The sequence below is a fragment of the Hymenobacter qilianensis genome, from assembly GCF_014489555.1.
In the GTDB taxonomy this organism is placed as follows: domain Bacteria; phylum Bacteroidota; class Bacteroidia; order Cytophagales; family Hymenobacteraceae; genus Hymenobacter; species Hymenobacter qilianensis.
Map to the genome: position 1 here is coordinate 2,578,708 of NZ_CP060784.1, position 25,518 is coordinate 2,604,225.

The window sequence follows — 25,518 nt, forward strand, 5'->3', positions numbered from 1 at the left end:
AATTCCAGCCGAGGGTTGACAAGCAAAATAGCGTATCCAGCGCGTAGCCGCAAGCTCATGCTTCGGCGGCTTGCCCTCTACTTGCCAGTACTTTCTCTGCTTTGAGTAGGCCGGCTACACTGATGGCATCCGTAATGCGGTCATCCATTACCATCCGAATAGCTTCGGCTAACGGCAGCTTCCACAGGCGCAGATCTTCGGTTTCCTCGGGCTCTACATCGCCCTGTTCTAAGTCTTCGGCCAGAAAAATGAAGCCTTCCTCATCTGTAACCGAGTTGGAGGTATGAATGCGCGAAATAGTAGTCCAGCGCTGAGCCAGCAAGCCCGTTTCCTCGCGCAGCTCCCGCTGCGCCGATTCCAGCACGTCTAGCTCAATTGGTCCGCCGCCCATCGGGATTTCCCATGAGTACTCATTCAGCGTGTAGCGGTACTGGCCCACCAGCCAAGTATTGCCATCCGCATCCAGCGGTACAATGCCGATGGCCTTGTTTTTCATGCTTACCACTCCATAAATGCCCCGACCGCCGCCGGGGTTTATTACCTGGTCTTCGCGCACCGTAATCCACGGATTCTGGTATTGCAGCGCGGTGCTGATTACTTGCCAGGGGTTATGATTCGGGTCGAAATCGGAGGGTGCTGAGTGCGGCATGAGAATGTATAGCGACGAAGAATAAGAAGCGTAAAGGTAAGGCGCTGACCGAAGAGAGACCAAGCAAGGCGTCCGTCGGGAGAAAGTGCAGGTTGGGCGGGTAATAGCCGGAGTTGGTCCAAAACCTTTCGCTTAAATGGCTGACAGATAATACTTTTGTATCAATATTATAAGTACCTGCGGGGAGAGGTTGTGGAAAGGAAGAATCTTCCCGTGGGGCGCCGATCGGACCTAGGAGTAGGGTGAATAACAACAGACCGTCGACGCACAAAAAAGCCCATTGCACTATGCAGTGGGCTTTTTTGTGTTTGGGGCTAGCCAGCCGGATGGCCGTAATCGTGCACCAACCTCGGGCGGATAATGCTCGTACCAAGCTATAACCGCCCGCAAACATCCCGGGTGGTCTCTACTATTTCTATGGCTAACCAACCCAAAAAGCAAGCAGCTCAGCCCCAGCCCGGCGACCCGCTCTTCAACCTCAAGCACGCGCAGGCAGAAGCCGAGCTGGCTCAGAAAACCGGCGGCCTCGGCCCACTCACCAATGAGTACATCACCACTGAAGAAGATGAAGCCTTAGACGAAGGCCCACGCGATAGCCAAGGCTTCCGGCGTGGCGAAAATGATGCTCCCGTAATCGGTAGCAACGCCGGCGACCACAAATAACCTGCTCTGCCCTTCAGCAGATCTATAGTTCGTTACCTAAAAAGGCTTTCCCCGCGGCGCTACTGGCCGTAGGGAAAGCCTTTTCTGTTGGCACAAGTGCCGCAAGCAAAGCTGACTGCTTACTTTCGCGGCTACTATGCTCCTTATTTCTCACACGCACGAACCGCTCGAAGCAGGCCTCGACGAAGCCGGTCGGGGCTGCCTAGCCGGACCAGTGTTTGCGGCGGCGGTAATTTTGCCCCCCAGCTTCACTTCCGCCTTCCTCAACGACTCCAAGCAGATGACGGCCCGTCGGCGTGAGCTGGTGAAGGCTGAAATATGCGCAGGCGCGGTGGCATGGGCCGTAGCTGAGGCTTCACCCACCGAAATTGCCAGTATTAATATCGCGCAGGCCAGCTACTTAGCCATGCATCGGGCGGTAGCTGCGCTTCCTGTAGCGCCCACGCACCTGATTGTGGATGGCAACCGGTTTCGGGCTTATCCGGAAATTGAGCATACATGCTTCGTAGCCGGTGATGGGCGCTATGCCAGCATAGCTGCGGCGTCCGTGCTGGCCAAAACGTTTCGCGACGAGCGTATGCGGGCTTTAGCGGCGGAATTTCCGGAGTATGGCTGGGAGCAGAACGCGGGCTACCCCACCAAAACGCACCGCGACGCCATTCGAAAGCACGGCCCCACGGAGCATCACCGCATGGGCTTCCGGCTGCTGTAAAAAGGTGAAATTGTGAAATGGTGAGTTTGATATTTGGTTTGCGCCTTCAGAACAGCAAATTCAGCACTTCACAAATTCACCTTTTACCCTTTCATCTGCAGCAAATCCAGAAAAAGGCTGAAGCCGTCAACTGTCGTGGCGCCCTCCCCGAATTTGTCAAAGCTCAGGGGCTTCACGATGTAGCCGCTAACGGCCAGCTCGCTGGCTTTAAGTCGGTCGGCTTCAAGGTCGGAAGTGGTCATGATGAAGACGTTCAGACCCACGAATTCGGGGTCGGAGCGGAGGGCTTCGAGTAGTTCCAGGCCATTCATGCGCGGCATGTTAATGTCGAGCATCACCACATTGGGCTTGGCTATTTTCTCCTGGCCATTTTCGCCGCGCAGCAAATTAAGCGCCTCACGGCCGTTGCGGGCCAGATGAAGCGGCACGTCGATGTCGTGCTTACGCAGTTCGCGCTGCACGTTCATGACATCCATCTGGTCATCTTCAACGAGCAGGATACTAGGGGTAGTAGTGGTTTCGAGCGACATAGAACACAGAAACTGAAGCGGTAAAAGAACTCGTTTCTGGCTCCCTATACGACTGGGGGGCAAATTAGGCTGTCCGAACTCCCGCTTCTGTAGCACGACCGGCTTCCGCCACAGCCAGTTTGGGCCAGGTAAAGGTGAAAATTGCCCCCTGACCTTCAGCCGATTCTATCCTGATGGTGCCTCCCTGGCGCTCCACTATCTTCTTGACAATAGCCAGCCCTACGCCGGTGCTTTCCAGTGTATCACGGTCAGTAAGCGTCTGAAAAATCACGAATATCCGCTCGTGATACTCCGGATCGATGCCCGGCCCGTTATCGGCAATGGAAAAGGTGTACTGTTGGCGGTCTTCGCGGCAGCTGATCCGCACAGTGCCCGTTTCGGGGTGGTCGTGATATTTGAAAGCGTTGCTGATCAGGTTGGTAAATACCTGCTGTAGCTGTACGCGGTTAGTAATAAGAGTGGGCAGATAACTCGGCAGTTCAACTTTAAACCCATCCGGCGGAGCCAGCGAGTCGATGATTTCGGTGAGCAGCTCCCGCACGTTTACGCGCTCCTGAGCCTGGGCCGTACGACCCACCCGCGCCAGCTCCAGAATGCCGCTAATCAGGTTTTCCATGCGGTGCACACGAGTACGCATAAGCTGCAAAAATTCGCGAATGTGGTCGGGTACCTCCTGGCCCATATCTTCCTCAATCCAGCGGGAGGCGCTTTCAATGCCGCGCAGAGGCGCTTTCAAATCATGGGAAACAACGTAGGCAAATTGGTCCAGCTCATTGTTGCGCCGCTCCAGCTGCGTAATGGTCGAGCCGATGGTGCGGGCCATCGTATTCAAGGACGTCACCAGCTCGCTCAGTTCATCCTGATCGGTATCCTTCAACTGGGTTTGGTAATCGCCCCCCGCCACGCGCCGCGACAAGTCCAGCATCATAGCGATACGCTGGGCCAGCAGGCGGGTGATATACGTAGCCCACACAAGGCCCATAGCTACGGCAATGATGGTGAGGGAGATAGACAGCATACGGGTTTGCTGAATACTATCGGTGAGCTTGTCGCGCCGCTCAAGACGGGCCGCCAGCTCATCGGCCTCAAACCCATTAAACAATGCCCGAATCTGGTCCATGAGCAGTTTGCCTGTCAGACCTTCCGCCAGCAATCTATGCTCCAGGCCTTCGAGGGCCACCTGATCGGGGTTGCGGCGCAGCGCTTCGCGCTTTTCACTGATCATTAAGTGAGAGTAAGACGCCCACTGCTGAAACAAGCGCTGGGCCCGCTCCAGGCGGCCGCGTTGGGGACTATCGAGGGGCATTTGCTGGCGGAGATTCACGAAGCGGCCCAATAGGTTGCGCTCGCCTACGTGGTAAGGCTCTAGCATGGCCTCGTTGCCCACGAGCATATAGCCACGAAAGCCTGTTTCCATGTCGATGATATTGCGGAGCAGCGTGGTGGCTTCTTCCGTCCGCAGCTGCGATTCTTCCACCCGCAATGAGTTGCGCAGCACCTTGCGCGACAGCTGGTAATTGATAATTACCACTGCCGCAAACAGGACCGAGATAGCCAGAAAGCCGGCGAAGAGTTTGGTAGAAAGCTTGAGCTTCATGCGGGGCGGTAATAAACGAGACTACCGGCCCAAACCTGGACTTTCGGCGCGCAGCTTTTGCTCCATGGTGCGTAGCAGGCGCGCAATCTCGTCTACGTAGCCTTGTACGGAGCTTAGGCCGGCAATGGCTTGCTCCACCTGGCCAGTCTGGCGTAAATCAAGTAAGCGGCTGGCTTCCTTATGAATCTGCTGATGCGCTTTATCCAGCTCGCGACTTTCGGGCAGATGCGCATACGCCACCAATGCCCGCTCCCGAATCCAGACGCCGAGGGCGCATACTTGCGCATCCCGTATGGGCGCCTCAGCGGTGCCGCTGCCATAAAGGGCGGAGCGGAGCTTCGATTTGAACAACAGGTGCCTAACCTGAGCCATTTCAAACTCCTGTTTTAAATCTTCGTGCATAGAAACGTCGCCCATGAAGTGCCAAAGTCCCACTGAGCTGATGCAGACTTTCTGTACGGATTCGCCCCGAGCAACGAGAAAAACAGGCTCTTTGTTCGCGCGTTCTGGCCCTTGCGTGCGATAACTCAAAGGTCGTAAGCGCGGTTAAGTAGCCCAGCCGCTAGAAATGGCTAGTTTTGCCCCCCAGAACCCACCCACGTACCTCATTTATCTTACCGATGGCCGAAGACCTCAAAACCGTTACCCTCAACGACGTACACCAGCAGCTGGGGGCCAAAATGGTGCCCTTTGCGGGCTACAACATGCCTGTGCGCTACTCTTCCGACCTTGATGAGCACCACACCGTGCGTCGGGCCGTCGGTATTTTCGACGTGTCGCACATGGGCGAATTCCGGGTGCGCGGCCCCAAAGCCCTCGACCTGATTCAGCGCGTGACCAGCAACGACGCCAGCAAGCTCGTAGACGGCAAAGCCCAGTACGCCTGCCTGCCGAATAACGAAGGCGGCATCGTGGACGATCTGCTCGTGTATCGCTTGGCCGAAAATGATTATCTGCTGGTCGTGAATGCTTCCAATATTGAGAAAGACTGGAACTGGATCAGCCAGCATAACACGGAAGGCGTGGAGATGGAAAACATCTCGGATCAGATCAGTCTGTTTGCCGTGCAAGGCCCCAAAGCTGCCGCCGCGCTGCAAAGTCTGACGGATGTAGATCTGAGCAGTATTCCGTACTACTCTTTTGTGCAAGGCACGTTTGCTGGCGCTCCCAATGTCATTATTTCGGCCACGGGCTACACCGGCGCGGGCGGCTTTGAGCTGTATGTGCCCAATGAAAGTGCCCGCGACGTGTGGGAGAAAATTATGGCCGCCGGTGCAGCGTTTGGCATAAAGCCCATCGGACTGGGTGCCCGCGATACGCTACGCCTGGAAATGGGCTACTGCCTCTACGGCAACGACATCGACGATGCTACGTCACCCTTGGAGGCAGGCTTAGGTTGGGTAACCAAGTTTACCAAAGACTTCACCAACGCTGAAAACCTCAAAAAGCAGAAAGAGCAAGGCATAAGCCGCAAGCTGGTCGGTTTCCTGATGGACAGCGGCGGCATTCCGCGCAGCCATTACGAGCTGGTAGACGAGGCCGGAACCAAGATTGGCGAAGTAACCTCCGGCACCCAGTCGCCCTCGTTGGGCAAAGGAGTTGGATTAGGCTACGTAAAAACGGAGTTCAGCACGCCCGGCAGCAAGGTTTTCGTGCAAGTGCGCGGCAAAAACCTGCCCGCCACGGTCGTGAAGCTGCCTTTCGTGAAAGGTACCGAAGAGTAAGAAATACTATTAAAGAACGTCATGCAGAGCAAAGTGAAGCATCTCGCGTGCTGATGCGGGAGTAGTAATCCCACTACCGCGAGCGAGATGCTTCGCTTTGCTCTGCATGACGTTCTGTTTTTTGTTCATTAAAAATGCCCACTCTCGACGTTTGCTTTTCGCCTGAGCTGCTGCCGCTGTATAATCTGCGGGGGAAGGTGGCGGTGGTGGTTGATATTCTGCGCGCTACTTCTTCTATGGTTACGGCGCTGGCGGCGGGTGTTACGCATATCGTGCCGGTGGCGGAGTTGGCCGAGTGCCGCGAATTTGCCCCCCAGGGCTACCTCACCGCCGCTGAGCGCGACGGCCTGCAAGCCGAAGGCGTTGATCTGGGTAATTCGCCCTTTGGCTACCTCGATGGCAAAGTGGCCGTGCAGGAGCGCGCGGTTGCTATTACCACTACCAACGGTACGCGTGCCATTCACCTTTCCTTGAGTGCCGATGCAGTGGTGCTGGGGGCCTTTTTAAACCTGGAGGCAGTAGCCCAGTTCCTGCGCCAGCAGCAGAAAGACGTGGTAGTCGTGTGCGCCGGGTGGAAAGGCATGTTTAATCTGGAAGACACGCTCTACGGTGGCGCTTTGGCTGAACGCCTGGCTGACGGCTTCGATATCAGCAGCAGCGACGCGACGCTGGCCGCGCTGCATCTGTGGCAGCTCGCCAATCCTGACCTGGCGGGCTACTTGCTCCAATCATCCCACGTGCGCCGTCTCAACAGTCTGGAAGTAAATCAGGATATGGATTTTTGTATTCGCTTGGACGAGTATAACATTGTTCCTATCTGGCAAGATGGACGAATCGTAGCCCTGTGACAGAGCTGATGAAGTAAATTAAACGGTGGTCATGCAGAGCAAAGCGAAGCATCTCGCTCGCGCATTTATATTAGTAATCTCTCCTCAGCACGCGAGATGCTTTGCTTTGCTCTGCATGACAACCGTTTTTGCGATGCGAGCGCTACTGGAATCTCAGCTTAGCGCAACTTCTCGTTGTCGTGGTGGCGCGTGGCGTCGCGCTTGGTTTTTTTCTCCAGGTTCTTCGCCAGCGCTTCCGTCAGATTCACACCGGTTTGGTTGGCCAAACAAATCACTACGAACAGTACATCGGCCAGCTCGTCGGCCAATACCTTGCCTTTGTCAGATTCTTTAAACGACTGCTCGCCGTATTGACGCGCGATGATGCGGGCCACTTCGCCCACTTCTTCCGTGAGCATGGCCATGTTGGTCAGCTCGTTGAAATACCGCACGCCCGTAGTCTGAATCCAGGTATCGACGGTTTGTTGGGCTTCTTCAATGGTCATAGTGAAGTTGTGAAAGGTGAGATAGTGAAAGGTGAGTTCACAACTTCACCTTTCACAAGTTCATTTTTCCGGCGAATCGAGCACGAGCGTAACCGGGCCATCGTTGAGCAGGCTTACCTGCATATCGGCCCCAAACTCGCCGGTGGGCACAGGCTGGCCGAGCAATTCTTCCACTTGCCGCACGAATTGCTGGTAGAGCGCATCGGCCAATGGCGGCGCGGCGGCACCTATGTAGCTGGGGCGGTTGCCTTTGCGTGCATCGGCGAGCAGCGTAAACTGGCTGACTACCAATATTTGCCCCCCAATGTCCTGCACGCTACGATTCATCTTGCCTTCCTCGTCGGAGAAGATGCGCAGCTGCACAAGCTTGCGCGCCATCCAGTCAAGTGACTTGGCATCATCGTGGGGGCAAATCCGGCCAGCACCAGCACTCCTGGGCCTATTTCTCCTACCGCTCGGCCCTCCACTACCACGCGGGCCTCACGCACCCGCTGAACTACTACGCGCATGTTGGTAAATAAGTAAGTTGAACAGTGGTGCTACGACGAAAAAAGTCGTGGCACCACCGCAAGTAAACCCTTAATCTTGCCTTCTCAAATGAAGAGGCCTGATTTGGGCCGCTCACCATTAACGGTTTGATGCCCCTTGAATCAGCGTTCGTTGCTACTGTTTCTGGCTTTACTGGTAGTAGCGGCCGTGCGCCTGTACGGATTGGCGGGCGCCGCTTTGCCCGATTATGACTCAGTTCGTAACTGGCAAATAGTGCAGGAAGTAGCCGCCGGCAACCTCACGCATTTGTTTCATCAGGGCGCCCCGCTGTTTTATTTGATATTCGCGCCTTTTGTCTGGCTGGGGGGCAATTTTCATGTTCTCCAACACGTCAATTCCTTGGTGAGCGTGGCTGCTGTCGGCAGCCTGGCAACGTTTGTCGGGCGCGAAGCTCGGCTTTCCGCTTGGGAAACGGCAGGCTTAGCGCTGTTCATCGGCACCGCCGTATTTCTGACTTTCTCGGGCCGCGACTTTACTATGAATTCCGGCAACGTGCTGGTATTTGCGGGCCTGCTGCGGGCTTATTATCATCGTTTGCAGGCGCCCAGCCGCCAAACCTTGCTGCGCGCAGCCGTCTGGCTTATGCTGGGCATCAGCTTCAACTACCGCTTCCTGTTTACAATACCAATTCTGGTTGCTTTCGAGCTGCTAACCGCCGATGGCCTGCTTCTTCGGCGTGGTAATGCTTGGCGGGTATTCGCAATTCTGGTTGCGCCGTTCGTGGTGCTGGGCTTAGTAAGTTGGGCGGCCGGGTTGCCTTTGCAGCGCCATTGGCCCGCTGTGTATTACGGCCTCATCATGCGCGGGGAGCCTAATCTGGCCGGCAACGTCGGCATCTTCCGCTTCGATGTACTCTACTACGCCTACTTCATGCGCGACTTCGAGTCGCCGCTGGTGCTCTTGACGCTGCTGGCGGCGCCGGTGATGTGGCGGCGGGAGTTGTTTCAGCAGCTGCGGCAGCCCAATCTGGTGTGCTACCTAGCCGTATGGGGCTACTGCTTCTTGGCCGGTATGTCGCTGCTTATAAAAGCCCCCGCGGGCTTCTGCTGGCTTACGGCGTGTTCTATGCCCTGGCTTTCCTCAGCCTGCGCCAACTGGTTTCCGGTAAAATATTGGGCGTGCTGGTGGTGCTGGCTATTGGATTCAATGTGTACCGGATCGAGCGCGAAGTATATGCATATGCGCCTACCAATTACCCGCAAGTAGCGACGTGGCTTCAGGATCAACAAGTTGATATGCTGCTCAGTACGATAGGGCAGGGGGCGGCTCCGTTCGTTGAGCCGATGCCAGTCGCTGTCGTTACCGATGAAAAACAATTGCCTGCCTTGCGCCAGCAAGGCCACCGCTACGTGCTGCTCGATTCCTACTGGCGCGTGGCGGGCGTTCATCGGTTTGAAGCCCTGCGTCGTGAGCCGGTGGTGGCTGCCTGGCCTGAGTTGCAGCTTACAGCTCCTTTGCTTTTCCTCGAACACTCAGAATACACTGGCCTGACGTATCACCAAACGCTAGCCCGCCAGCAAGCCGCCGCCCGCGACTCCTTTCAACTGCGGATAATTGGCCTTGATTAAGTGTATATCAAGCAACTGATTATTTATAAGACCGTCATGCAGAGCGCAGCGAAGCATCTCGCGCGCTTCGTTGCAATGCTAACCCTGACGACTGCGCGCGAGATGCTTCGCTACCGCTCTGCATGACGGTTAAGGGAAGGATTATAATAATTAGGTCCCCAATCCTTACCGCCTAATCTTCAAACTATCCAGCGTGCGTTGGTAGCGGCGGGCGTTGCGGCGGTGTTCGGCGTAGGTGGCGGCGAAATCGGAGTAGCCGCTGAAGTCGGGGCGGGCGCAGAAGAAAAGATAGTCGTGCGTGGCAGGCTTGAGCACCGCGTTCAGACTTTGACGATTGGCGGAAGTGATGGGTCCGGGGGGCAAACCTTTGCGCTTGTAGGTGTTGTAGGGCGAATCCACCAGCTTGTCTTTATTGAGCACGCGCCGCACCCCGAAGTTGCCAATGGCCCACAGCAGCGTTGGGTCGGCTTGCAGGCGCATGCCCTGGCGCAGTCGGTTGAGATACACGCCCGCAATGATGGGCTTATCCTCCGGCTTAGCCGTTTCACGCTGCACGATGCTGGCCAGCACATGCACCTGCACGGGCGAAAGCTGCAAAGAATCGGCACGCCGCCGGCGCTCCGGCGTCCAGAACCGCCGATGCACGGCCGCGGCCGAATCGAGAAACTGCTCGGCCGACGTATTCCACAGAAAGCGGTAGGGACCGGGCAAAAACATGGTCAATACCGTCGTCGTGTCAAGCTGGTAGCGGCGGCGCAAAAAGCTGTTATCCTGGAGTAAAGCACGCAGCTTGGCCGAGTCGGCTTCTATCTGGGGGGCAATTTGACCTACCAGCTGCGGCTTGTACTTGAATGCGTTCAGCTCAAAAGCTACCGTATCCTGCTGACCATTCATCAGCTTATCGAGCAGAGCATCATTGCCCAAGCCGCCTTCCAGCCGATACCGGCCCGGCCGCACCTGCCTTGGGTACTCCCGATGCTCAGCCAGCCAAGCGAAAGCCTCCGTGTCAATGAGCAGATCCTGCCGCCGGATAGAATCGAGCACCGCCTGAAACGAAGACCCCGTCCGGATGTACAGGTACGCGGGCCCAAAAGGCGAAACAGCCACGTTGGGTTTCCACCACACGCGCCAGGCCGCATAAAGTCCCATGCCTCCCGCTACTAAAACGAAGGCCAGCAAAATGCCCCCAGCCAGCGCCAGCGCCGCGTTGAGGAGTGAGAAGAAGCTACTTTATTCAAACCGGATTCGTATCAACAAATGCATGTTAGCGTGGAAAACTAGCCAAGCTTTTCTGCCTTCGCAACGAGCCGCTGCCACACAAAAGTATAATCATCGGGCGGCGCTACCCGAATTTGAAATGCTTCTACGGCTGCGGGCGGTGCTGTGGCAAAGGCCTGGCGTACGGCTGCGGCCGGCGCATTCGTACAACCGGCTTTCTCCAGCCAATCGTTCAGCGACATAGGCGTAGTGCCGCCCGCTAAATTCATTGCCTGCACCGTAAGGCCCGCTTCGGCCATCGCCTTCCTCCACTCACTCGGGGCCAGATTGCGAGCGTGTGAAGGGTCGCGGAGGGCTTCCACGCGGTTTTGCCACTCGCCGGTTGTCGGGTCATCGTCAGGGATAGTCGTGTCGGCCAGCAAAAAACGCCCCCCAGGTGTCAGCACCCGATATACTTCAGCCAAAAAAGCCGGCACCGACTGAAAATGATGGGGCGCAATCCGACACGTAACGACAGAAAAGCTGGCCTCTGGAAAAGGCAGCGCCTCCGCCGCACCTTCCCACCAGCTCACATTCGTAATCCCACGCGCCGCCTGATTCTGCTCTGCCTGCGACAGCATCCCCGGCGATACGTCCAGTCCCACCACCGACTGCACGTGGGGGGCAAATGCTAGCGCCGTGAAGCCCGTGCCGGTAGCCACGTCCAGCGCGATATCAGTGGGCTGGCACGTGGCCTGCGCCAGCAGCCAGTCCAGTGAGGAAGCAGTCCAGGAGTTCCACTGCGCATTGTAGTGCGTGGCCTGGCGGTCAAATTGTTCTTTGGCAGAGCTGGGGGCATTTTGCTTAGGATTGAAAGTTGGAAGAGCCACTAACGCCTTTTACGCGCCGTGCACCAGCGCGGCCACTGCCTCGGCGAGTTGCTGCTGCCGCTGCTGCCGCTCAATCTCCACGGGTGGCGCCGAGCGCACTTCGCAGTCCGGAATCGGGCACCGCTCACAGGTTTCATTCACGATGCGCAGCGGAATGGCCGGATCGTCGATAAAACGAACTTTCCGCTTCAGATTTTCATCGCAGAGTAAGCCAACGGTCACGCTCACCGCTGGTTCGGTGGCCGTGGAGGCGCGCGCCAGCGTCAGGCAGATATACTCATTATCGGTGCCGTAGTAGCGCGAGCGCTGGGCACCAATGGCCACCGTAGGCGCACCCGGCTTGGCTTGCAGACGCAGCTCGGCCAATAGCCTAAGCGAAATCCAGCGTCGGCAGTAGTGCTCGTGCAGCTCGTTGCCGTGCGGATTGTGCAGGCGCGAAAGGTGCAGTTCCTTGGTCAACTCGTAGGGCGCCGTAGCATCCGTTTGATCAAAGCGCAGGAAAAACAGGCTTTGGAGGCCAAAATGCCGGGGCAGCAGGTTAGTGAGGCGCTGCATAAACATCTCCGGCGACACATTATACCTGGTCAGCAGACCCAGCCATTGGCCAGCATCCCATTTGGTGGCGTCAAACAGCTTTTGCAGGTCCCGCACCAGGGCTTCTTCCTCCATCAGGAGGGCCCCGGCGAAGTAGGAAGCCTTAAAATTATTCAGCACCTCATCGAATGAGCGCACCGGAAAGCTGGCATTCACATAAGGCCGCTCCCGCAGGTTGAGGTAGTGAAATGCCACTTCCCGGCCCAGTACAAAAGCCTCCTGCGCACTGCTCAGACCCGGCCGCAGCAGCAAGCGGCGGGTTTTGGGCTGAAATACCGACCGCAGCCGCCCCAGCGAAGCGTACTCACCAAGCAGCGTCCGGTCCAGGGAGTAGCCATATTTTTCGGTTAGTACGCGCTCCAGCTGGCTTGTATCGAAGGGCGCGGCGGCATTTAGCTTTTGCTCCACGGTGAAAGTGCGCACATCCTGCTCCAGCTCCTCGAAGTAGTTATCGTGCATTTCCTGGTAGGAGCGGAGCGCCGCCAGAAAAAAGTGCTCCTGCCGCATCTCGTAGTTGCGACCAATCTCGAACAGCGTGCTGATAAACGCATTCATCTTGGCCGGCGCATCTGCAATCAGCTCCACAATGCGCATCGGGTCCAGCCCGAACATCTCCAGCGGAAACTCCTTGAGCAGGTCCGACTGCAATAGCTCCGAAATGGGCTCCAGCTTGCGGCTCAGCGTGAGCGAGGTCAACTGGTCGTAGCTCACCCCGAGCACCTTACTTAAGCTCAGAATCTTATCCGCCTTTGGGTACTTCTTGCCTTTCTCAATCTCATTGAGGTACGAAACCGAAACGTCGCAGGCACGGGCCATCTCGGCAGGCGTGAGCCCGCGCTCCTGCCGTAGCTCCCGCAGCTTCAACCCAAAAATCAATCGTACTATCTGGCCGTGACTCAGCATATTAATATAAATGTGGCGGTCAAAATCAATGTTGCCGCCTTACTTCTTAGCGTGGCGAGGTTGACAAATCTACGCTTCTTGAGCGATTCTTAAATATTAGCGAATATTCGCTTGTTTTATAAAATTCGCTTACGTATGTTTGGTGAGTACTCTATCAAGTTCACCAAATCGCTTCAGCTATGACTTTCTCCGAGCCACACACATTAGTTTCTCCCCCGAAGTATTTGGCCCCCGAGCGTGTGAAAGTGCTGGGCGCTTATACCCCGGAGTTTGCTGAGATTCTGACGCCCTCCGCTTTGGCTTTCGTAGCCGAGCTGCATCGCCGCTTCGATCGCACGCGGCGCGATTTGCTGGCTCGCCGGGCAGCGCGTCAGCGGGCATTTGCGGCTGGCATTCTCCCCGATTTTCTGCCCGAAACCCGCCTGATCCGCGAAAAGCCCTGGACTGTAGCACCTCTGCCCGCCGATCTGCTTGATCGGCGCGTGGAAATCACGGGGCCCGTGGAGCGGAAGATGATTATCAACGCCTTGAACTCGGGAGCGAAGGTTTTCATGGCCGATCTGGAAGACTCGAACGCGCCAACGTGGGTCAACGTCATTGGGGGCAAATTAATCTGCGCGATGCCGTGCGCCGGACGATTTCGCTCAGCACGCCCACGAAAGAATACCGCCTGAATGAGGAAGTCGCCACGCTCATCGTGCGCCCTCGGGGCTGGCATCTGCTCGAAAAGCATGTGTTAGTGGATGGGGAGCCAATAAGTGCCGCGCTGTTTGATTTCGGTCTGTACTTTTTTCATAATGCCCACGAGCTGCTGGCGCGGGGCAGCGGGCCTTATTTCTACCTGCCCAAAATCGAAAGTCACCTAGAGGCCCGGCTGTGGAATGACGTGTTTGGCATTGCCCAATGGTCGCTCAAGATCCCGAAAGGCAGCATCAAAGCAACAGTTTTAATTGAGACGCTGCCCGCCAGCTTTGAACTGAACGAGATACTGTATGAGTTGCGCGAGCACTCCGCCGGCCTGAACTGCGGGCGCTGGGACTACATTTTCTCCTACATCAAACGCCTGGGTTTGAACCCCAGCTTCCGCCTTCCCGACCGCGCCCAGGTAACCATGTCGGTGCCATTTATGGCGGCTTACTCACAACTAGTAATCCAAACCTGCCACCGTCGCGGTGTGCATGCTATTGGCGGTATGGCTGCCCAAATTCCCATCAAGAACGACCCGGAAGCCAACGAAGCTGCCCTGGAAAAAGTGCGCCAGGATAAAGTGCGCGAAGCCAAAAACGGGCATGATGGTACATGGGTGGCGCATCCTGGCTTGGTGCCCGTCGCGCTGGCCGTGTTTGATGAGTTGATGCCCAATGCCAACCAGATAGAGCGCAAGCGCGAAGATGTGCACGTAACCGCCGCCGACCTAGTACAAGCGCCGGAAGGCACCATCACCGAAGCTGGTCTGCGGCTGAACATCGACGTGGCTATCCGCTACCTCGAAGCCTGGCTGGGGGCAATGGCTGCGTGCCGATTTACAATCTGATGGAAGATGCGGCCACGGCCGAAATATCGCGGGCGCAGGTGTGGCAGTGGCTGCACACGCCCGGCACCACGCTTCAGGATGGGCGCCCCGTCACGCTGGAGCTGTACCGTTCGCTTCTCACCGATCAGATTGCGCTCATGCGCAAAGCAGTAGGGGAGGAGCAATTTGCACAGGGGCATTACGAGCAGGCCGCTCGCCTCTTCGACCGCCTCGTGGTAAGCAAGGAGTTCACCGAGTTTCTGACCATGCCCGCCTACGAACAGCTGGCGTAAGCCGGCCGGCGGTATCTACCCAACCCTCTTCTAAACTACAAAAAAGCCGCTCTACTAAGTAGCCTGGGCGTGCCATGCCCAATCATATCGTCACCTCCTAAACCTTACACTGCCATGAACAAGCTCGAACGCATCGTCGCTATCAACCACGACTGGACCACCAATCCTCGCTGGAAAGGCATCACCCGTCCTTACACTGCCGAAGAGGTAGTGAAGCTGCAAAACTCCATCAAGATCGAATATTCGTTGGCCCGGCAGGGAGCCGAGCGTTTGTGGCAGTTGTTGCATTCGGAGGAGTATGTGGCCGGACTAGGTGCGCTCACCGGCAACCAAGCTGTGCAGGAAGTACAGGCCGGCCTGAACGCTATCTACCTCAGTGGCTGGCAGGTAGCCGCCGATGCCAACGGCGCCGGCCAGATGTATCCCGACCAAAGCCTATACCCCGCCGACAGCGTGCCTAACGTGGTAAAGCGCATCAACAACGCCCTGCTGCGCGCCGACCAGATTCAGAACCTGACGGGCGATGGCAACGTGCATTGGCTGGTTCCGATTGTGGCCGATGCGGAAGCTGGTTTCGGTGGCAATCTCAATGCATTTGAGCTGATGAAGATGATGATTGAAGCCGGGGCTGCCGGCGTGCATTTCGAGGATCAGTTGTCATCAGCGAAGAAATGCGGGCATCTGGGGGGCAAAGTTCTGGTGCCAACCCAGGAAGCCATCAACAAACTGGTGGCAGCCCGCCTCGCGGCCGATGTGCTGGGTGTGCCCACGCTGGTTGTAGCCCGCACCGACGCCGATGCCGCCGACCTGATTACCAGCGATGTAGATGAGCGCGACCAGCCCTTTGTGATTGCAAAGGATGGCCGCACCAATGAAGGATTTTACCGCGTACGCCCCGGTGTAGAGTCGTGTATTGCCCGCGGCCTTGCCTACGCCCCCTACGCCGACCTGCTGTGGATGGAAACCTCACACCCGGATCTTGGTCAGGCGCGGCAGTTTGCGGAGGCTATTCACGCTCAGTATCCGGGGAAGCTGCTCGCGTATAATTGCTCGCCTTCCTTCAATTGGGCCAGCAAGCTCAGCGTGGAACAAATGGAAAGCTTCCGCGAAGAGCTAGCGGCGCTGGGCTATAAGTTTCAGTTTATTACGCTGGCTGGCTTTCATGCCCTGAATACCAGCATGTTTGAGCTTGCCCAAGCGTACCGTGAGCGGGGAATGGCCGGCTACTCTGAGTTGCAGGAACGGGAGTTTGCTCTGCAAAAATCTGGTTTTAAGGCGGTTAAGCACCAGGCATTTGTAGGAACCGGCTACTTCGACGCAGTTCAAAATGTAGTGTCGGGGGGCAAAACCAGCACGGCCGCCTTGGTTGGCTCGACGGAGGAAGCTCAGTTTCACGGATAGCACCAACCCCTCTTCACAAAGCCCCCGCCCGTCATGCAGAGCGGCAGCGAAGCATCTCGCTCACGCATTTAGATTAGTATTCTTACTAAACACGCGAGATGCTTCGCTGCCGCTCTGCATGACGGGCGGGGGCTTTTTCCTAAAAGTTGCTGCCTACGCTTGGCTGGCCTGATCGAAAGGCTGGGCAATCAGGCTATAATCCAGCGAGTGGCGTTGAGCAGTTTCGCGCAGAATGGTCTGTTGCCAAGGACGTAGCACCTGTTCAGCACCCATCTCGATAATGTCCGCTACGAGCCGGTTAGAGAGTACGAGGTTGGCCACGTAGCTATTCATGTCAGCGGTAATGTGGTTTTTTAGCTGTAGCAAAAGCTGCTCGCGGGCGTCGGCGCGGGCGGTTTTTTCGCCGTTGAGGCGGCGCCGGAAAGGGAAGCGCCGCTGCTCGCCCGTGGCAGCAGGCTCGGGCACGGGCACAAATGTATCAGAAGAAAGCGCAGCCAGCTGGTCGAGGTATGGTGCGCGCTTCAGCTCGGGGTGAAGGCCGCGGGCCGCTTTCCAGTCGCTGAGGTCGCGGGGCGTGTCGCGCACCAGCTCCGACAGGCGGTCGTTGGCAAACACCATATATGGCGGTCGATCCAGCTGCTTCGCCACTTGGTCGCGTAGCATATACAGGTCGCGGAACAAGGGCAGCTCGCCCGGCAGAATCCGATATTTGCCGGCTATCCGCAGGTAGGGGCGCTCGTCGCGGGTGTAGCGTACTGCTTCCAGCGCGGCATTTTCTTCGTCGGCCCAATGTGCCCGGCCCAGCGTTTCCAGCTTGGCGGTGAGGCGGTCGGCCAGCTCAAACAGATAGATAACGTCGTTGGCGGCATACACCTTTTGTGCTTCCGTCAGCGGGCGCTTCAGCCAGTTCGACTTCTGCTCACCCTTATCTACTTCCAAGCCTAACTCACTTTGAATCAAGCGGCCCAGAGAGATATTATTGTCGGCTTCGGCTAGTAGCGTGTACTGCACGCTGGTATCGGTAATGTGGCGTACATGCACGCCATACAGCTCATCCAGCAGCAGAATATCCGACTTGCAGCTGTGGAAAACCTTCTCAATGACCGGGTCGCGCAGCAGCTCCCAAATTGGCTCCAACTCTTCAGCCGGATTGGTGAGCGGCAGCGGGTCGATCAGGTACGCGGTTGAGCCGTCAAATATTTGAATCAGAGCAAGATTGCGACCATAGCGGTGGCGCATATCATCAAACTCCAGATCCACAGCCAAGCGTGATGCTTTGCGCATGGCAGCGGCCGCGTCCTGTACGGCGCCGTGGGTTGTTAGGTATTGTATATCAGGTTGTAACATGGAAAAGCAAAACGAAAAACGAGCCGCAAGAGTCAAGCAGAAGGCCTGGGGCATTTTACCAAAGGTAGGCAGGACTGGGGGCAAAAGCAACGTTGGCAACCTGCCGCTAGGTGCCGCTTTGGAGGCGCTGCAACACGGCGCTACGCTGCTGCACTTGCTCGGCTTTCGCTCGAATTTCGGCAAGCCCCAGATTGTGCACGCTGCCCAGATGCGTGGTCGTAAACTCGCGGTGTGGCACGTAGCTGCCGTCGTTTACTGCCCGGCCCACCTGCTGATACGCCTCCCGAAAAGGCACCCCGGCCTGGATAAGCTGATTGATATTTTCTACGGAGAAAACACCGTCGTATTTGGCCTGGTTCAGCAAGTCGGGCTTGATTTTGAGCTGTGGCAAGGCAAACAGCAGCATGTCCAGAATGTCCATGAACTGCATCATTGGCTCGAATAAAAGCTCCTTTAGCAGCTGAAAGTCGCGATGGTAGCCACTGGGTAGGTTGTTGATGCTGAGCGCAATAGTATTGGGCAACGCCTGTAAGGCATTACAACGGGCCCGCACCAGCTCAAATACATCTGGGTTCTTTTTGTGCGGCATGATGCTGGAGCCCGTCGTGAAAGCGGGGGCAATTCTACAAACGCCAGATCCTGACTGTTATACAGAACTAGGTCGTAGGCCAGCTTGGAGAGCGTAGCGCCCACGCCGGCCAGCGCGAAAGCCAGCGTTTTCTCTGTTTTGCCGCGCAGCATTTGTGCCCCACAGCGCTAACGGCCAAGTGGCCGAAACCCATCTGCTGAGTCGTCAGCTTACGGTCGATGGGGAAGCTGCTGCCAAAACCGGCGCCCGAACCCAATGGGTTCTGGTCAGCAACGGTGTGGGCGGCTTCAAACAGCGCGATATCCAGCAGCAAATGCTCCGCGTAGGCCGAAAACCACAAGCCAAAGCTGCTGGGCATGGCGGCCTGGAAGTGGGTGTAGCCGGGCATCAAATCGGCTTGGTGGGTTTCGGCTTTTTGAAGTAGCACCGTCACCAAATCCATGATTTTGGCGGCAGCCTGCTCGGTATAGTCTTTTAAGAAAAGCTGAATGGCGGTCAGTACTTGGTCGTTGCGGGAGCGGGCGGTGTGGATTTTCTTGCCGGCATCGCCAAACTTTTCAGTTAGATAGAACTCAATCTTGGAGTGCACATCCTCGAAGCTATCTTCAATTACGAAGCGGCCGGCCGCTATTTCGACTTCCAACTCCCCAAGGCCCTGCACTAAGTGGTCTTTTTCCTCGGCTGAAATCAGCCCCACCTGCGCCAGCATCACGGCCTGCGCTTTGGAGGCCAGCACGTCGAAGTGAGCCAGATAAAGGTCTAGCTCCCGGTCTTTTCCGATGGTGAAGCGCTCTATTTTCTCGTCAACGGCGATGCCCTTTTCCCAGATTTTCATGTCTAAATGATTGTTTGCGAATGGTGTAGAGACACATACTTGTGTCTCCTCGCGTTGTTCAGCTGAACAACTCCTCATTAACTGTTCAGCGACAAGACACAAGTATGTGTCTCTACAGCACTTTAAAATCGAAAGCCTTCCAGCAGCTCGATGTAGCCCTTGATGCCGGCTTTTACCTCGCTAAGGTAAATGTATTCGTTCGGGGTGTGGGAGCGGGCCGAGTCGCCGGGACCTACTTTCACTGTGGCAAAGGGCATCACCGCCTGATCCGAAAGCGTGGCGGACCCAAACAGCTTGCGGCCCAAATTCGCCCCGCGCACCACCAGCGGATGCGCCGGGTCGATGCGCGAAGAGTTCAAATGCACAGAGCGCGGCGTCACGTCGGCCTGCACATGCTCGCGCACAATGCGCACAACTTCCTCATTGGAATACAACTCGTTGGTGCGCACATCCACCACAAACCGACAGATATCGGGTACTACATTATGCTGCGTGCCCGCCTGCACCTGCGTCACCGTCATTTTTACGGGTCCCAGCAGGTCCGATTCGTTTGGGAAACGGTAGCTCCGAAGCCACAGCATATCATCCAGAGCTTTGTAGAGGGCGTTTTCGCCTTCGTTGCGGGCGGCGTGACCGGTGCGACCGTGGGTTACACAGTCTAGGACCACCAAGCCCTTTTCGGCAATGGCCAAGTCCATTTGGGTTGGCTCACCTACGATCCCCAAATCAATGTTGCCGAGCTTAGGCAAAATGAGGCGAATGCCATTGGCACCCGATACTTCTTCCTCGGCCGTGATTGCACAAATGAGGTTGAAATCGGTTTTCTTCTCTTGGAAATACAGAAACGTAGCCAGCAGACTCACAGCCGACGCGCCCGCGTCGTTGCTGCCCAGTCCAATCAGCTTGTCGCCTTCCAATACAGCCCCGAATGGTTCAGCAGTCCAGCTTGCGCCGGGCTTCACGGTGTCGTGGTGGGAGTTGAGTAGGATAGTCGGCTTGTGGGGGGCAAATTCTTTCGAAACAGCCCATATATTATGCTGAACCCGCCGGGGGTGCGCGCCGTGCGCCGTCAGAAATGCAAAAATCAAATCAGCCGTCTTGTCTTCTTCCCGCGAAAAAGAAGGCGTTTGAATAAGCTGAATCAACAGCGCTATGGCGTCCTCGGAAAGCCGCTCGATTAGTCCCGGCATAGTATCGTTTTTACCGGCTTGTTGATTTTCAGCGCGTTTTCGATGATAACCTTTGCGACCCCGGCTTCCAGCGCGGCAAACGCATTTTCTAGCTTGGGCAGCATACCGGCCGCAATGGCGCCGCTGGCTTTCAAATCCGTATAAAGCGAAGGTGTGATTTGCGGAATCACGGAGCTTTCGTCGTTTACATCGGCCAATACTCCATCTTTTTCAAAACAGAAATGCAGCTCCACTTGGTAAAAATGGGCCAGCGCCCGAGCCAGCGTGCTGGCAATAGTGTCGGCGTTCGTGTTGAGCAGCTGCCCGTGGCCGTCGTGGGTGATAGCGCAGAAAACGGGCGTCAAATTGCCCTCCAGCAGCAGCTGAATCAGCTCCGTGTTGATACTTTGCTCGGGCAAGTCACCCACAAAGCCGTAATCAATCTCACCAACGGGGCGCTTGATGGCTCGAATAACGTTGCCGTCGGCGCCGGACAGGCCCAGCGCATTTACGCCCACTTGCTGGAGCAGGGCCACGATCTGCTTGTTGGTTTTGCCGGCGTAAAACATCGTTACCACGTCTAGGGTGGCGGCGTCGGTGATGCGGCGGCCGTTCACCATATTGGGCAGCATGCCCAGCGTCGTCAGCAGCTCATTGGCGCCTTTGCCACCGCCGTGTACCACGATTTTTTTGCCCCCCACTCGCGCCAGTTCGCTTAGAAAGAAGCTGAGCTGGGCGGTATCATCAATGATTCCACCGCCAATTTTAAATATTTTCAGGACTTCGCTCATTCGTGTGATAAAGGTAAAAGGCGGCACTCAGGCCTGTGAAGGCCAAGTTTGGAACTAGCTGAGCAGTCAGCTAGCCCGAAGCATAGATAAGCTTAACACTTTTTTAAAGCCGGGCCGGTAAAGTTTCCAAAAAAAAACGTCTAGTTTTGCAACGATTTAGCGGCCTATTCGATTTAAACCGCATAAACCTACTCTGTACTACGGTACTTGTCATGATTCTTCTCTCTTCTATTGCGCTTCTGCCGCGGCCCACAATGGCCGTGCGAACAATGCCAGCTTAAGAGCTGGCTGCAATAATTCGCCTGCGTTTTTAGAACGATAAAAACCGGCGCGGGGCCTCACCCAGAACCCCAGTAAAGAGAACGTTCACGAATCATCCTTTGACACGAGTGTAAGCCCTAGTGCGCCTTTTCTTGCCTAGTCGACAGTTTTTTCTGCCCTAGCGAGATCCACGCAACCACCACTTTCTTCCGGGTTTATTTTCTCGATACCGGTTTCGGTTGCCGCGTAGCCTTGTCCGTAAGCTTCGCCTTTCTTCCTCTCACATCGTATTACCTGCCATCAGGCACCCCAGTTATACTCCCATGATGATACGCGTAGCCAATGCCGACGACGCTCGGTACGTGGAAACACTTTGTCACTGGTACGAGGAATCGGCCAAACAGCGGGGCGTTGGCATTGCCAAGCGCAATCCCGATTACGTCGCCAAAAAAATGATCAAAGGCGACGCCATCATCGCCTTCATCGACGACGAGCTAGCTGGTTTCTGCTACATCGAAACCTACGAGAACAACAACTTTGTGGTCAACTCGGGCCTGATCGTGAACACCGCTTTGCGCAAGGAAGGCCTGGGCCGCGCCATTAAGCACGAGGTGTTCAAGCTCTCGCGTACCAAATACCCGGCGGCCAAGATTTTCGGAATCACCACCAGCCTGGCGGTAATGAAAATCAATACGGAGTTGGGCTATAAGCCCGTGACCTTCACGGAGCTAACGCGCAGCGACGACTTCTGGAAGGGCTGCTCCAGCTGCAAAAACTATCCTATCCTGATGGAGAACGACCGCAAAATGTGCCTCTGCACCGGCATGGTCTACGACACCCTGAACGACCAGTTCAGCCAGCAGACAATCGAGATTTTAAGTCAAGAGCAATAAAATTGGTTGTCATGCAGAGCGGAGCCGAAGCATCTCGCGTGCTGACAAGAGGTTACTAATCCCGCTAAACATGCGAGATGCTTCGGCTCCGCCTCTGCATGACGTTCTCGTACAGTTAATTGACAAATGAAAAAAGTAGTTTTAGCGTACAGTGGCGGCCTGGATACCTCGTACTGCGTGGTGTATCTGACCAAAGAGTTAGGCCTGGAAGTACACACCGTCATCGTCAACTCGGGGGGCTTTTCTGCCGAGGAATTGCAGAGCATTGAGAAGCGCGCCTACGAACTGGGCTCCTCCAAGCACGAAGTAATCGACGTGACGGAGCGCTTTTATCAGGATTGCCTGCGCTTTTTGCTGTTCGGCAACATCCTCAAAAACGACACCTATCCGCTGTCCGTTAGCGCCGAGCGCATGTTCCAGTCCTTGGCGCTGGCCGAATATGCCCGCGAGCACAAAGCCGACTACATCGCCCACGGCAGCACCGGCGCCGGCAACGACCAAGTACGTTTCGACGTGGCGTTCTCCGTAATTGCCCCCCAGACCGAAATCATCACGCCCATCCGCGACCAGAAGCTCTCCCGCCAGGCCGAGATTGAGTATCTACAAAGTCACGGCGTAGAAATGAGCTGGGAAAAGGCGAAGTATTCAATTAACAAAGGCATCTGGGGCACCAGCGTAGGCGGCGTCGAAACGCTGACTTCCCACCAGGCGCTGCCCGAAACGGCTTACCCCACCCAGCTTCAGCAAACCGAGCCAGCCTCCATCGAAGTTACCTTCGAGAAAGGCGAGCCGGTAGCGCTGAACGGCCAAAAAATGCCCCCCGTGCAGCTTATTCAGGAGTTGAACGAGCTAGCCGGCCAATACGCCATCGGCCGTGACATTCACGTAGGCGACACGATTCTGGGCATCAAGGGCCGCGTAGGCTTTGAGGCTCCGGCTCCGCTGATTCTGATTAAAGCCCACCACTTGCTGGAAAAGCACACATCGTCGCGCTGGCAGCTGCTGCACAAAGACTACATCGCCAACTGGTACGGCACGCTCCTGCACGAGGCTCAGTACCTCGACCCCGTGATGCGCGACATGGAAGCTTTCCTGGAGTCGTCGCAGGCCCGCGTGTCAGGTACGGTGTTTATCAAGCTGAAGCCGTATCAGTTTGAGTTGCAAGGCATTGAATCCAAGTATGATATGATGCGCTCTAAAGTGGCTACCTACGGTGAGGAAAACGACGCCTGGGACGCCCGCGACGCGCAAGGCTTTATCAAAATATTCAGCAATCAGCTCAAAATTCACAGCAGCTTCAATGGCGAAGGTTAAGGTAGGCATCGTGGGCGGGGCCGGCTACACGGCCGGCGAGCTGATCCGCATTCTGCTATATCATCCGCAAGTAGCTATCAGCGCCATCGTCAGTTCCTCCAATGCGGGCAACCCGGTGTACCACGTACACGACGACCTAGTAGGCGAAACCGATCTGCGCTTTCAAAGCGACCTAAACGGCGACGAAGAAGTGGTTTTCCTGTGCCTGGGTCATGGCAACTCCCGCAGTTTTCTAGAGAAGAACAGCGTACCTTCGGGGGCCAAAATCATTGACTTAAGCAATGATTTCCGCTTGAACATGGACAAAGATGTTGCTGGCCGCAGCTTCGTGTATGGCCTGCCAGAGCTGAACAAAGCCGCTATTCAGTTGGCCCAGAACATTGCCAATCCTGGCTGTTTCGCCACGGCAATTCAGCTAGCTTTGCTACCATTGGCGCAAGCTGGACAGCTCACCGATGATGTGCACGTATCGGCCATTACCGGGTCTACGGGTGCCGGACAAAGTTTGTCGGAGACGGTGCACTTCTCGTGGCGCACCAGCAATGTGTCTATCTACAAGCCCTTTACCCACCAGCATTTGGGTGAAATAGGGGAGAGCCTCACGCAGCTTCAGCCCCAGTTAGAGGGCGCTATTCACTTTATTCCTTACCGCGGCAATTTCTCGCGCGGCATCTTTGCCAGCGTCTACACGCCTTCTGAGCTAAGTCAGGACGAAGCGCGAAAGCTGTTCAAAGATTTCTACGCCGACGCGCCATTCACCACGGTTTCGGACAAGGAAATCCATCTGAAGCAGGTAGTGAACACCAATAAGTGTGTGCTGCACGTGCAGAAATTCGGTAAGCAGCTGCTCATCACTTCCGCGCTGGATAATCTGGTGAAAGGCGCTTCCGGGCAAGCCGTGCAGAACATGAATCTGCTCTTTGGGTATCCAGAAAATCAAGGACTTCAGCTTAAATCAGTTGCTTTCTAATGGATTTATTCAACGTTTACCCGCTCGTCAATATCACGCCGGTAAAGGCTTTGGGGGCAACGCTTTGGGACGAAAACGGGCAGGATTACCTGGATTTTTACGGTGGTCACGCTGTTATCTCCATCGGTCATAGCCACCCGCATTACGTGCGTCGCATCAGCGAGCAGCTGAACCAGATCGGGTTCTACTCTAACTCGGTCCAAATTCCGATTCAAACTGAGCTAGCGCAGAAGCTAGGAGACGTATCGGGCTACCCGGACTACAGCCTGTTCCTATGTAATTCTGGTGCCGAAGCCAACGAGAATGCCCTGAAGCTAGCCTCATTTCACACCGGCAAAAAGCACGTCATAGCGTTCAAAGGCGCATTTCACGGTCGCACATCGGGCGCCGTAGCTGCTACTGATAACGCCAAGATTGTAGCGCCATTCAACGCAGGCCACGGCATCTCTTTCGTCGGCTACGACCTAGCCGAAGTGGAGCGTGTTATGCAAAGCGAAGAGGTTTGTGCTGTCATTATTGAGCCAATCCAAGGCGTGGGGGGCATTATTATGCCTTCCGATGAGTTTCTGCAGGGCCTCGCGACGCTTTGCAAAACGCACGGCGTAGTGCTCATTGCCGATGAAGTGCAAAGCGGCTACGGCCGCAGCGGCCGTTTCTTTGCCCACCAGCACGCCGGCATTCAGCCCGATATTATTTCGGTGGCTAAGGGCATGGGCAACGGCTTTCCCATCGGCGGTATCCTGATTGCGCCGGAGCTAAAGGCGTCGTATGGTTTGCTAGGAACCACGTTTGGCGGTAACCACCTAGCCTGCGCCGCCGCGTTGGCCGTGTTGGAAGTCATCGAGCAGGAAAGCCTGATAGCCCACGCTGATGAGCTGGGGGCTTTTTACGGACCGAGCTAGAAGCCAACGCTGGTGCTCAGGAAATTCGCGGTCGTGGCTTAATGATCGGTATCAAGTACGATTTCCCCATCAAGGAGCTGCGGGACAAGCTGCTTCAGGAGCACCACATTTTCGTCGGCAACGCCTCCGACCCAACGGTGCTACGTCTGCTGCCGCCGCTCAATATCACGAAGGCGGAAGTAAACCGATTCCTGCAGTCGCTGTACGAATTGACAGAAAAGTCGGCCGCTGTCATTCAGCAGGCCTCCGCGCTGGATTAGAACAACGAAAAGACGCGACACTTCGCGTCTTTTCGTTGAACGGCTCGCGCCAAGATGATGCGGCACCAATA

26 protein-coding genes and 2 pseudogenes are annotated in these 25,518 nt (G+C 56.1%); 14 read left to right on the forward strand and 14 right to left on the reverse strand.

Going from position 1 to position 25,518, the window contains the following annotated elements; all coding sequences use genetic code 11:
• Positions 1 to 55: 55 nt before the first annotated feature.
• The gene (locus H9L05_RS11945; RefSeq protein WP_187731189.1) at positions 56 to 649 is read right to left on the reverse strand and encodes an NUDIX domain-containing protein; all 594 of its coding nucleotides are present in this window, start codon (positions 647 to 649) and stop codon (positions 56 to 58) included.
• A 417-nt stretch (positions 650 to 1,066) separates the two neighbouring features.
• On the opposite strand from H9L05_RS11945, the gene H9L05_RS11950 reads away from it, so the two are divergent.
• A complete protein-coding gene (locus H9L05_RS11950) occupies positions 1,067 to 1,312 on the forward strand; it encodes a hypothetical protein (protein WP_187310123.1) in 246 nt (81 codons plus the stop codon).
• A gap of 136 nt (positions 1,313 to 1,448) precedes the next feature.
• Positions 1,449 to 2,024, forward strand: coding sequence for a ribonuclease HII (locus H9L05_RS11955; protein ID WP_187731190.1), 576 nt, complete (start codon positions 1,449 to 1,451; stop codon positions 2,022 to 2,024).
• 83 nt (positions 2,025 to 2,107) lie between these two features.
• Here the strand turns inward: H9L05_RS11955 and H9L05_RS11960 are convergent, their stop codons facing one another.
• The 3 genes from H9L05_RS11960 to H9L05_RS11970 form a co-directional block, all read right to left on the reverse strand.
• A complete protein-coding gene (locus tag H9L05_RS11960) occupies positions 2,108 to 2,554 on the reverse strand; it encodes a response regulator (RefSeq protein WP_187731191.1) in 447 nt (148 codons plus the stop codon).
• Between the two features lie 64 nt (positions 2,555 to 2,618).
• The gene (locus tag H9L05_RS11965) at positions 2,619 to 4,151 is read right to left on the reverse strand and encodes a sensor histidine kinase (protein ID WP_187731192.1); all 1,533 of its coding nucleotides are present in this window, start codon (positions 4,149 to 4,151) and stop codon (positions 2,619 to 2,621) included.
• Between the two features lie 21 nt (positions 4,152 to 4,172).
• Positions 4,173 to 4,568, reverse strand: a complete 396-nt coding sequence (locus tag H9L05_RS11970) for a CZB domain-containing protein (RefSeq protein ID WP_187731193.1) — start codon at positions 4,566 to 4,568, stop codon at positions 4,173 to 4,175.
• 203 nt (positions 4,569 to 4,771) lie between these two features.
• Between H9L05_RS11970 and gcvT the strand changes: the two genes are divergently transcribed.
• Both gcvT and H9L05_RS11980 read left to right on the forward strand, forming a co-directional pair.
• Positions 4,772 to 5,875, forward strand: coding sequence for a glycine cleavage system aminomethyltransferase GcvT (gcvT, locus tag H9L05_RS11975; RefSeq protein WP_187731194.1), 1,104 nt, complete (start codon positions 4,772 to 4,774; stop codon positions 5,873 to 5,875).
• 134 nt (positions 5,876 to 6,009) lie between these two features.
• Positions 6,010 to 6,723 (forward strand): 2-phosphosulfolactate phosphatase, encoded by a 714-nt coding sequence (locus tag H9L05_RS11980; protein ID WP_187731195.1) that lies wholly within the window; start codon positions 6,010 to 6,012, stop codon positions 6,721 to 6,723.
• 158 nt (positions 6,724 to 6,881) lie between these two features.
• Here the strand turns inward: H9L05_RS11980 and H9L05_RS11985 are convergent, their stop codons facing one another.
• Both H9L05_RS11985 and dtd read right to left on the reverse strand, forming a co-directional pair.
• On the reverse strand, positions 6,882 to 7,208 hold the full coding sequence (locus H9L05_RS11985; RefSeq protein ID WP_187731196.1) for a nucleotide pyrophosphohydrolase: 327 nt from the start codon (positions 7,206 to 7,208) through the stop codon (positions 6,882 to 6,884).
• Between the two features lie 60 nt (positions 7,209 to 7,268).
• Positions 7,269 to 7,717 (reverse strand): annotated as a pseudogene (dtd, locus tag H9L05_RS11990) (D-aminoacyl-tRNA deacylase).
• A gap of 136 nt (positions 7,718 to 7,853) precedes the next feature.
• Here dtd and H9L05_RS11995 point away from each other — a divergent pair.
• Together H9L05_RS11995 and H9L05_RS12000 are read left to right on the forward strand one after the other, a co-directional pair.
• Positions 7,854 to 8,963, forward strand: a complete 1,110-nt coding sequence (locus H9L05_RS11995) for a hypothetical protein (protein ID WP_187731197.1) — start codon at positions 7,854 to 7,856, stop codon at positions 8,961 to 8,963.
• 29 nt (positions 8,964 to 8,992) lie between these two features.
• A complete protein-coding gene (locus H9L05_RS12000; protein WP_187731198.1) occupies positions 8,993 to 9,325 on the forward strand; it encodes a hypothetical protein in 333 nt (110 codons plus the stop codon).
• 165 nt (positions 9,326 to 9,490) lie between these two features.
• On the opposite strand, the gene mltG is transcribed toward H9L05_RS12000, so the two are convergent.
• From mltG to H9L05_RS12015, 3 genes are all read right to left on the reverse strand, one after another.
• On the reverse strand, positions 9,491 to 10,504 hold the full coding sequence (gene mltG, locus H9L05_RS12005; protein ID WP_187731199.1) for an endolytic transglycosylase MltG: 1,014 nt from the start codon (positions 10,502 to 10,504) through the stop codon (positions 9,491 to 9,493).
• A gap of 98 nt (positions 10,505 to 10,602) precedes the next feature.
• Complete coding sequence (locus H9L05_RS12010; protein ID WP_187731200.1) at positions 10,603 to 11,412, reverse strand: class I SAM-dependent methyltransferase; 810 nt, start codon at positions 11,410 to 11,412, stop codon at positions 10,603 to 10,605.
• A gap of 9 nt (positions 11,413 to 11,421) precedes the next feature.
• The gene (locus H9L05_RS12015; protein WP_187731201.1) at positions 11,422 to 12,909 is read right to left on the reverse strand and encodes a helix-turn-helix domain-containing protein; all 1,488 of its coding nucleotides are present in this window, start codon (positions 12,907 to 12,909) and stop codon (positions 11,422 to 11,424) included.
• 224 nt (positions 12,910 to 13,133) lie between these two features.
• Between H9L05_RS12015 and H9L05_RS26865 the strand changes: the two genes are divergently transcribed.
• The 4 genes from H9L05_RS26865 to aceA all read left to right on the forward strand — a co-directional run bounded on the left by H9L05_RS26865 (position 13,134) and on the right by aceA (position 16,116).
• Entirely contained in the window at positions 13,134 to 13,583 is a 450-nt protein-coding gene (locus tag H9L05_RS26865) for a hypothetical protein (protein ID WP_394368424.1), read from the forward strand.
• The gene (locus H9L05_RS26870) at positions 13,493 to 14,443 is read left to right on the forward strand and encodes a malate synthase (RefSeq protein WP_394368425.1); all 951 of its coding nucleotides are present in this window, start codon (positions 13,493 to 13,495) and stop codon (positions 14,441 to 14,443) included. Before H9L05_RS26865 ends, H9L05_RS26870 begins: the two co-directional genes overlap by 91 nt.
• A complete protein-coding gene (locus tag H9L05_RS26875; RefSeq protein WP_394368426.1) occupies positions 14,443 to 14,715 on the forward strand; it encodes a hypothetical protein in 273 nt (90 codons plus the stop codon). Before H9L05_RS26870 ends, H9L05_RS26875 begins: the two co-directional genes overlap by 1 nt.
• Before the next feature lie 114 nt (positions 14,716 to 14,829).
• Positions 14,830 to 16,116 carry an isocitrate lyase gene (gene aceA, locus H9L05_RS12025; protein ID WP_187731202.1) on the forward strand — a complete coding sequence of 429 codons (1,287 nt, stop codon included), beginning with the start codon at positions 14,830 to 14,832 and terminating at the stop codon, positions 16,114 to 16,116.
• Positions 16,117 to 16,269: 153 nt separating this feature from the next.
• Here aceA and H9L05_RS12030 read toward each other — a convergent pair whose 3' ends face one another.
• The 5 genes from H9L05_RS12030 to argB form a co-directional block, all read right to left on the reverse strand.
• Positions 16,270 to 17,463, reverse strand: a complete 1,194-nt coding sequence (locus H9L05_RS12030; RefSeq protein ID WP_187731203.1) for a ribonuclease D — start codon at positions 17,461 to 17,463, stop codon at positions 16,270 to 16,272.
• A gap of 106 nt (positions 17,464 to 17,569) precedes the next feature.
• Positions 17,570 to 18,052 carry a hypothetical protein gene (locus H9L05_RS23605; RefSeq protein ID WP_223284387.1) on the reverse strand — a complete coding sequence of 161 codons (483 nt, stop codon included), beginning with the start codon at positions 18,050 to 18,052 and terminating at the stop codon, positions 17,570 to 17,572.
• A 67-nt stretch (positions 18,053 to 18,119) separates the two neighbouring features.
• Positions 18,120 to 18,887: a lyase family protein gene (locus tag H9L05_RS23610; protein ID WP_223284388.1), complete on the reverse strand. Its 768-nt coding sequence runs from the start codon at positions 18,885 to 18,887 to the stop codon at positions 18,120 to 18,122.
• 122 nt (positions 18,888 to 19,009) lie between these two features.
• On the reverse strand, positions 19,010 to 20,077 hold the full coding sequence (locus H9L05_RS12040) for a M20 family metallo-hydrolase (RefSeq protein ID WP_187731204.1): 1,068 nt from the start codon (positions 20,075 to 20,077) through the stop codon (positions 19,010 to 19,012).
• Positions 20,065 to 20,847 carry an acetylglutamate kinase gene (argB, locus tag H9L05_RS12045; protein ID WP_187731205.1) on the reverse strand — a complete coding sequence of 261 codons (783 nt, stop codon included), beginning with the start codon at positions 20,845 to 20,847 and terminating at the stop codon, positions 20,065 to 20,067. Before argB ends, H9L05_RS12040 begins: the two co-directional genes overlap by 13 nt.
• Before the next feature lie 584 nt (positions 20,848 to 21,431).
• Here argB and H9L05_RS12050 point away from each other — a divergent pair.
• From H9L05_RS12050 to H9L05_RS12065, 4 genes and pseudogenes are all read left to right on the forward strand, one after another.
• Positions 21,432 to 22,001, forward strand: a complete 570-nt coding sequence (locus tag H9L05_RS12050; RefSeq protein ID WP_187731206.1) for a GNAT family N-acetyltransferase — start codon at positions 21,432 to 21,434, stop codon at positions 21,999 to 22,001.
• Between the two features lie 126 nt (positions 22,002 to 22,127).
• Positions 22,128 to 23,315, forward strand: coding sequence for an argininosuccinate synthase (gene argG / locus H9L05_RS12055; protein ID WP_187731207.1), 1,188 nt, complete (start codon positions 22,128 to 22,130; stop codon positions 23,313 to 23,315).
• Positions 23,302 to 24,285 (forward strand): N-acetyl-gamma-glutamyl-phosphate reductase, encoded by a 984-nt coding sequence (gene argC, locus H9L05_RS12060; RefSeq protein ID WP_187731208.1) that lies wholly within the window; start codon positions 23,302 to 23,304, stop codon positions 24,283 to 24,285. The genes argG and argC overlap by 14 nt, the downstream gene beginning before the upstream one ends.
• Positions 24,285 to 25,447, forward strand: a pseudogene (locus H9L05_RS12065) (aspartate aminotransferase family protein). Before argC ends, H9L05_RS12065 begins: the two are co-directional and overlap by 1 nt.
• Positions 25,448 to 25,518: the final 71 nt, after the last annotated feature.

Coding starts and splice junctions, on each gene's coding strand:
- argB (WP_187731205.1), bottom strand. CDS start 20,847: ATGAGCGAAGTCCTGAAAATATTTAAAATTGGCGGTGGAATCATTGAT.
- H9L05_RS11950 (WP_187310123.1), top strand. CDS start 1,067: ATGGCTAACCAACCCAAAAAGCAAGCAGCTCAGCCCCAGCCCGGCGAC.
- H9L05_RS12040 (WP_187731204.1), bottom strand. CDS start 20,077: ATGCCGGGACTAATCGAGCGGCTTTCCGAGGACGCCATAGCGCTGTTG.
- H9L05_RS11985 (WP_187731196.1), bottom strand. CDS start 7,208: ATGACCATTGAAGAAGCCCAACAAACCGTCGATACCTGGATTCAGACT.
- H9L05_RS12015 (WP_187731201.1), bottom strand. CDS start 12,909: ATGCTGAGTCACGGCCAGATAGTACGATTGATTTTTGGGTTGAAGCTG.
- argC (WP_187731208.1), top strand. CDS start 23,302: ATGGCGAAGGTTAAGGTAGGCATCGTGGGCGGGGCCGGCTACACGGCC.
- gcvT (WP_187731194.1), top strand. CDS start 4,772: ATGGCCGAAGACCTCAAAACCGTTACCCTCAACGACGTACACCAGCAG.
- H9L05_RS23605 (WP_223284387.1), bottom strand. CDS start 18,052: ATGCCGCACAAAAAGAACCCAGATGTATTTGAGCTGGTGCGGGCCCGT.
- H9L05_RS11960 (WP_187731191.1), bottom strand. CDS start 2,554: ATGTCGCTCGAAACCACTACTACCCCTAGTATCCTGCTCGTTGAAGAT.
- H9L05_RS12050 (WP_187731206.1), top strand. CDS start 21,432: ATGATGATACGCGTAGCCAATGCCGACGACGCTCGGTACGTGGAAACA.
- H9L05_RS11965 (WP_187731192.1), bottom strand. CDS start 4,151: ATGAAGCTCAAGCTTTCTACCAAACTCTTCGCCGGCTTTCTGGCTATC.
- H9L05_RS23610 (WP_223284388.1), bottom strand. CDS start 18,887: ATGAAAATCTGGGAAAAGGGCATCGCCGTTGACGAGAAAATAGAGCGC.
- H9L05_RS11945 (WP_187731189.1), bottom strand. CDS start 649: ATGCCGCACTCAGCACCCTCCGATTTCGACCCGAATCATAACCCCTGG.
- H9L05_RS11980 (WP_187731195.1), top strand. CDS start 6,010: ATGCCCACTCTCGACGTTTGCTTTTCGCCTGAGCTGCTGCCGCTGTAT.
- H9L05_RS11955 (WP_187731190.1), top strand. CDS start 1,449: ATGCTCCTTATTTCTCACACGCACGAACCGCTCGAAGCAGGCCTCGAC.
- H9L05_RS11970 (WP_187731193.1), bottom strand. CDS start 4,568: ATGGGCGACGTTTCTATGCACGAAGATTTAAAACAGGAGTTTGAAATG.
- argG (WP_187731207.1), top strand. CDS start 22,128: ATGAAAAAAGTAGTTTTAGCGTACAGTGGCGGCCTGGATACCTCGTAC.
- H9L05_RS12030 (WP_187731203.1), bottom strand. CDS start 17,463: ATGTTACAACCTGATATACAATACCTAACAACCCACGGCGCCGTACAG.
- aceA (WP_187731202.1), top strand. CDS start 14,830: ATGAACAAGCTCGAACGCATCGTCGCTATCAACCACGACTGGACCACC.
- H9L05_RS12000 (WP_187731198.1), top strand. CDS start 8,993: ATGCTGCTCAGTACGATAGGGCAGGGGGCGGCTCCGTTCGTTGAGCCG.
- H9L05_RS26875 (WP_394368426.1), top strand. CDS start 14,443: ATGGAAGATGCGGCCACGGCCGAAATATCGCGGGCGCAGGTGTGGCAG.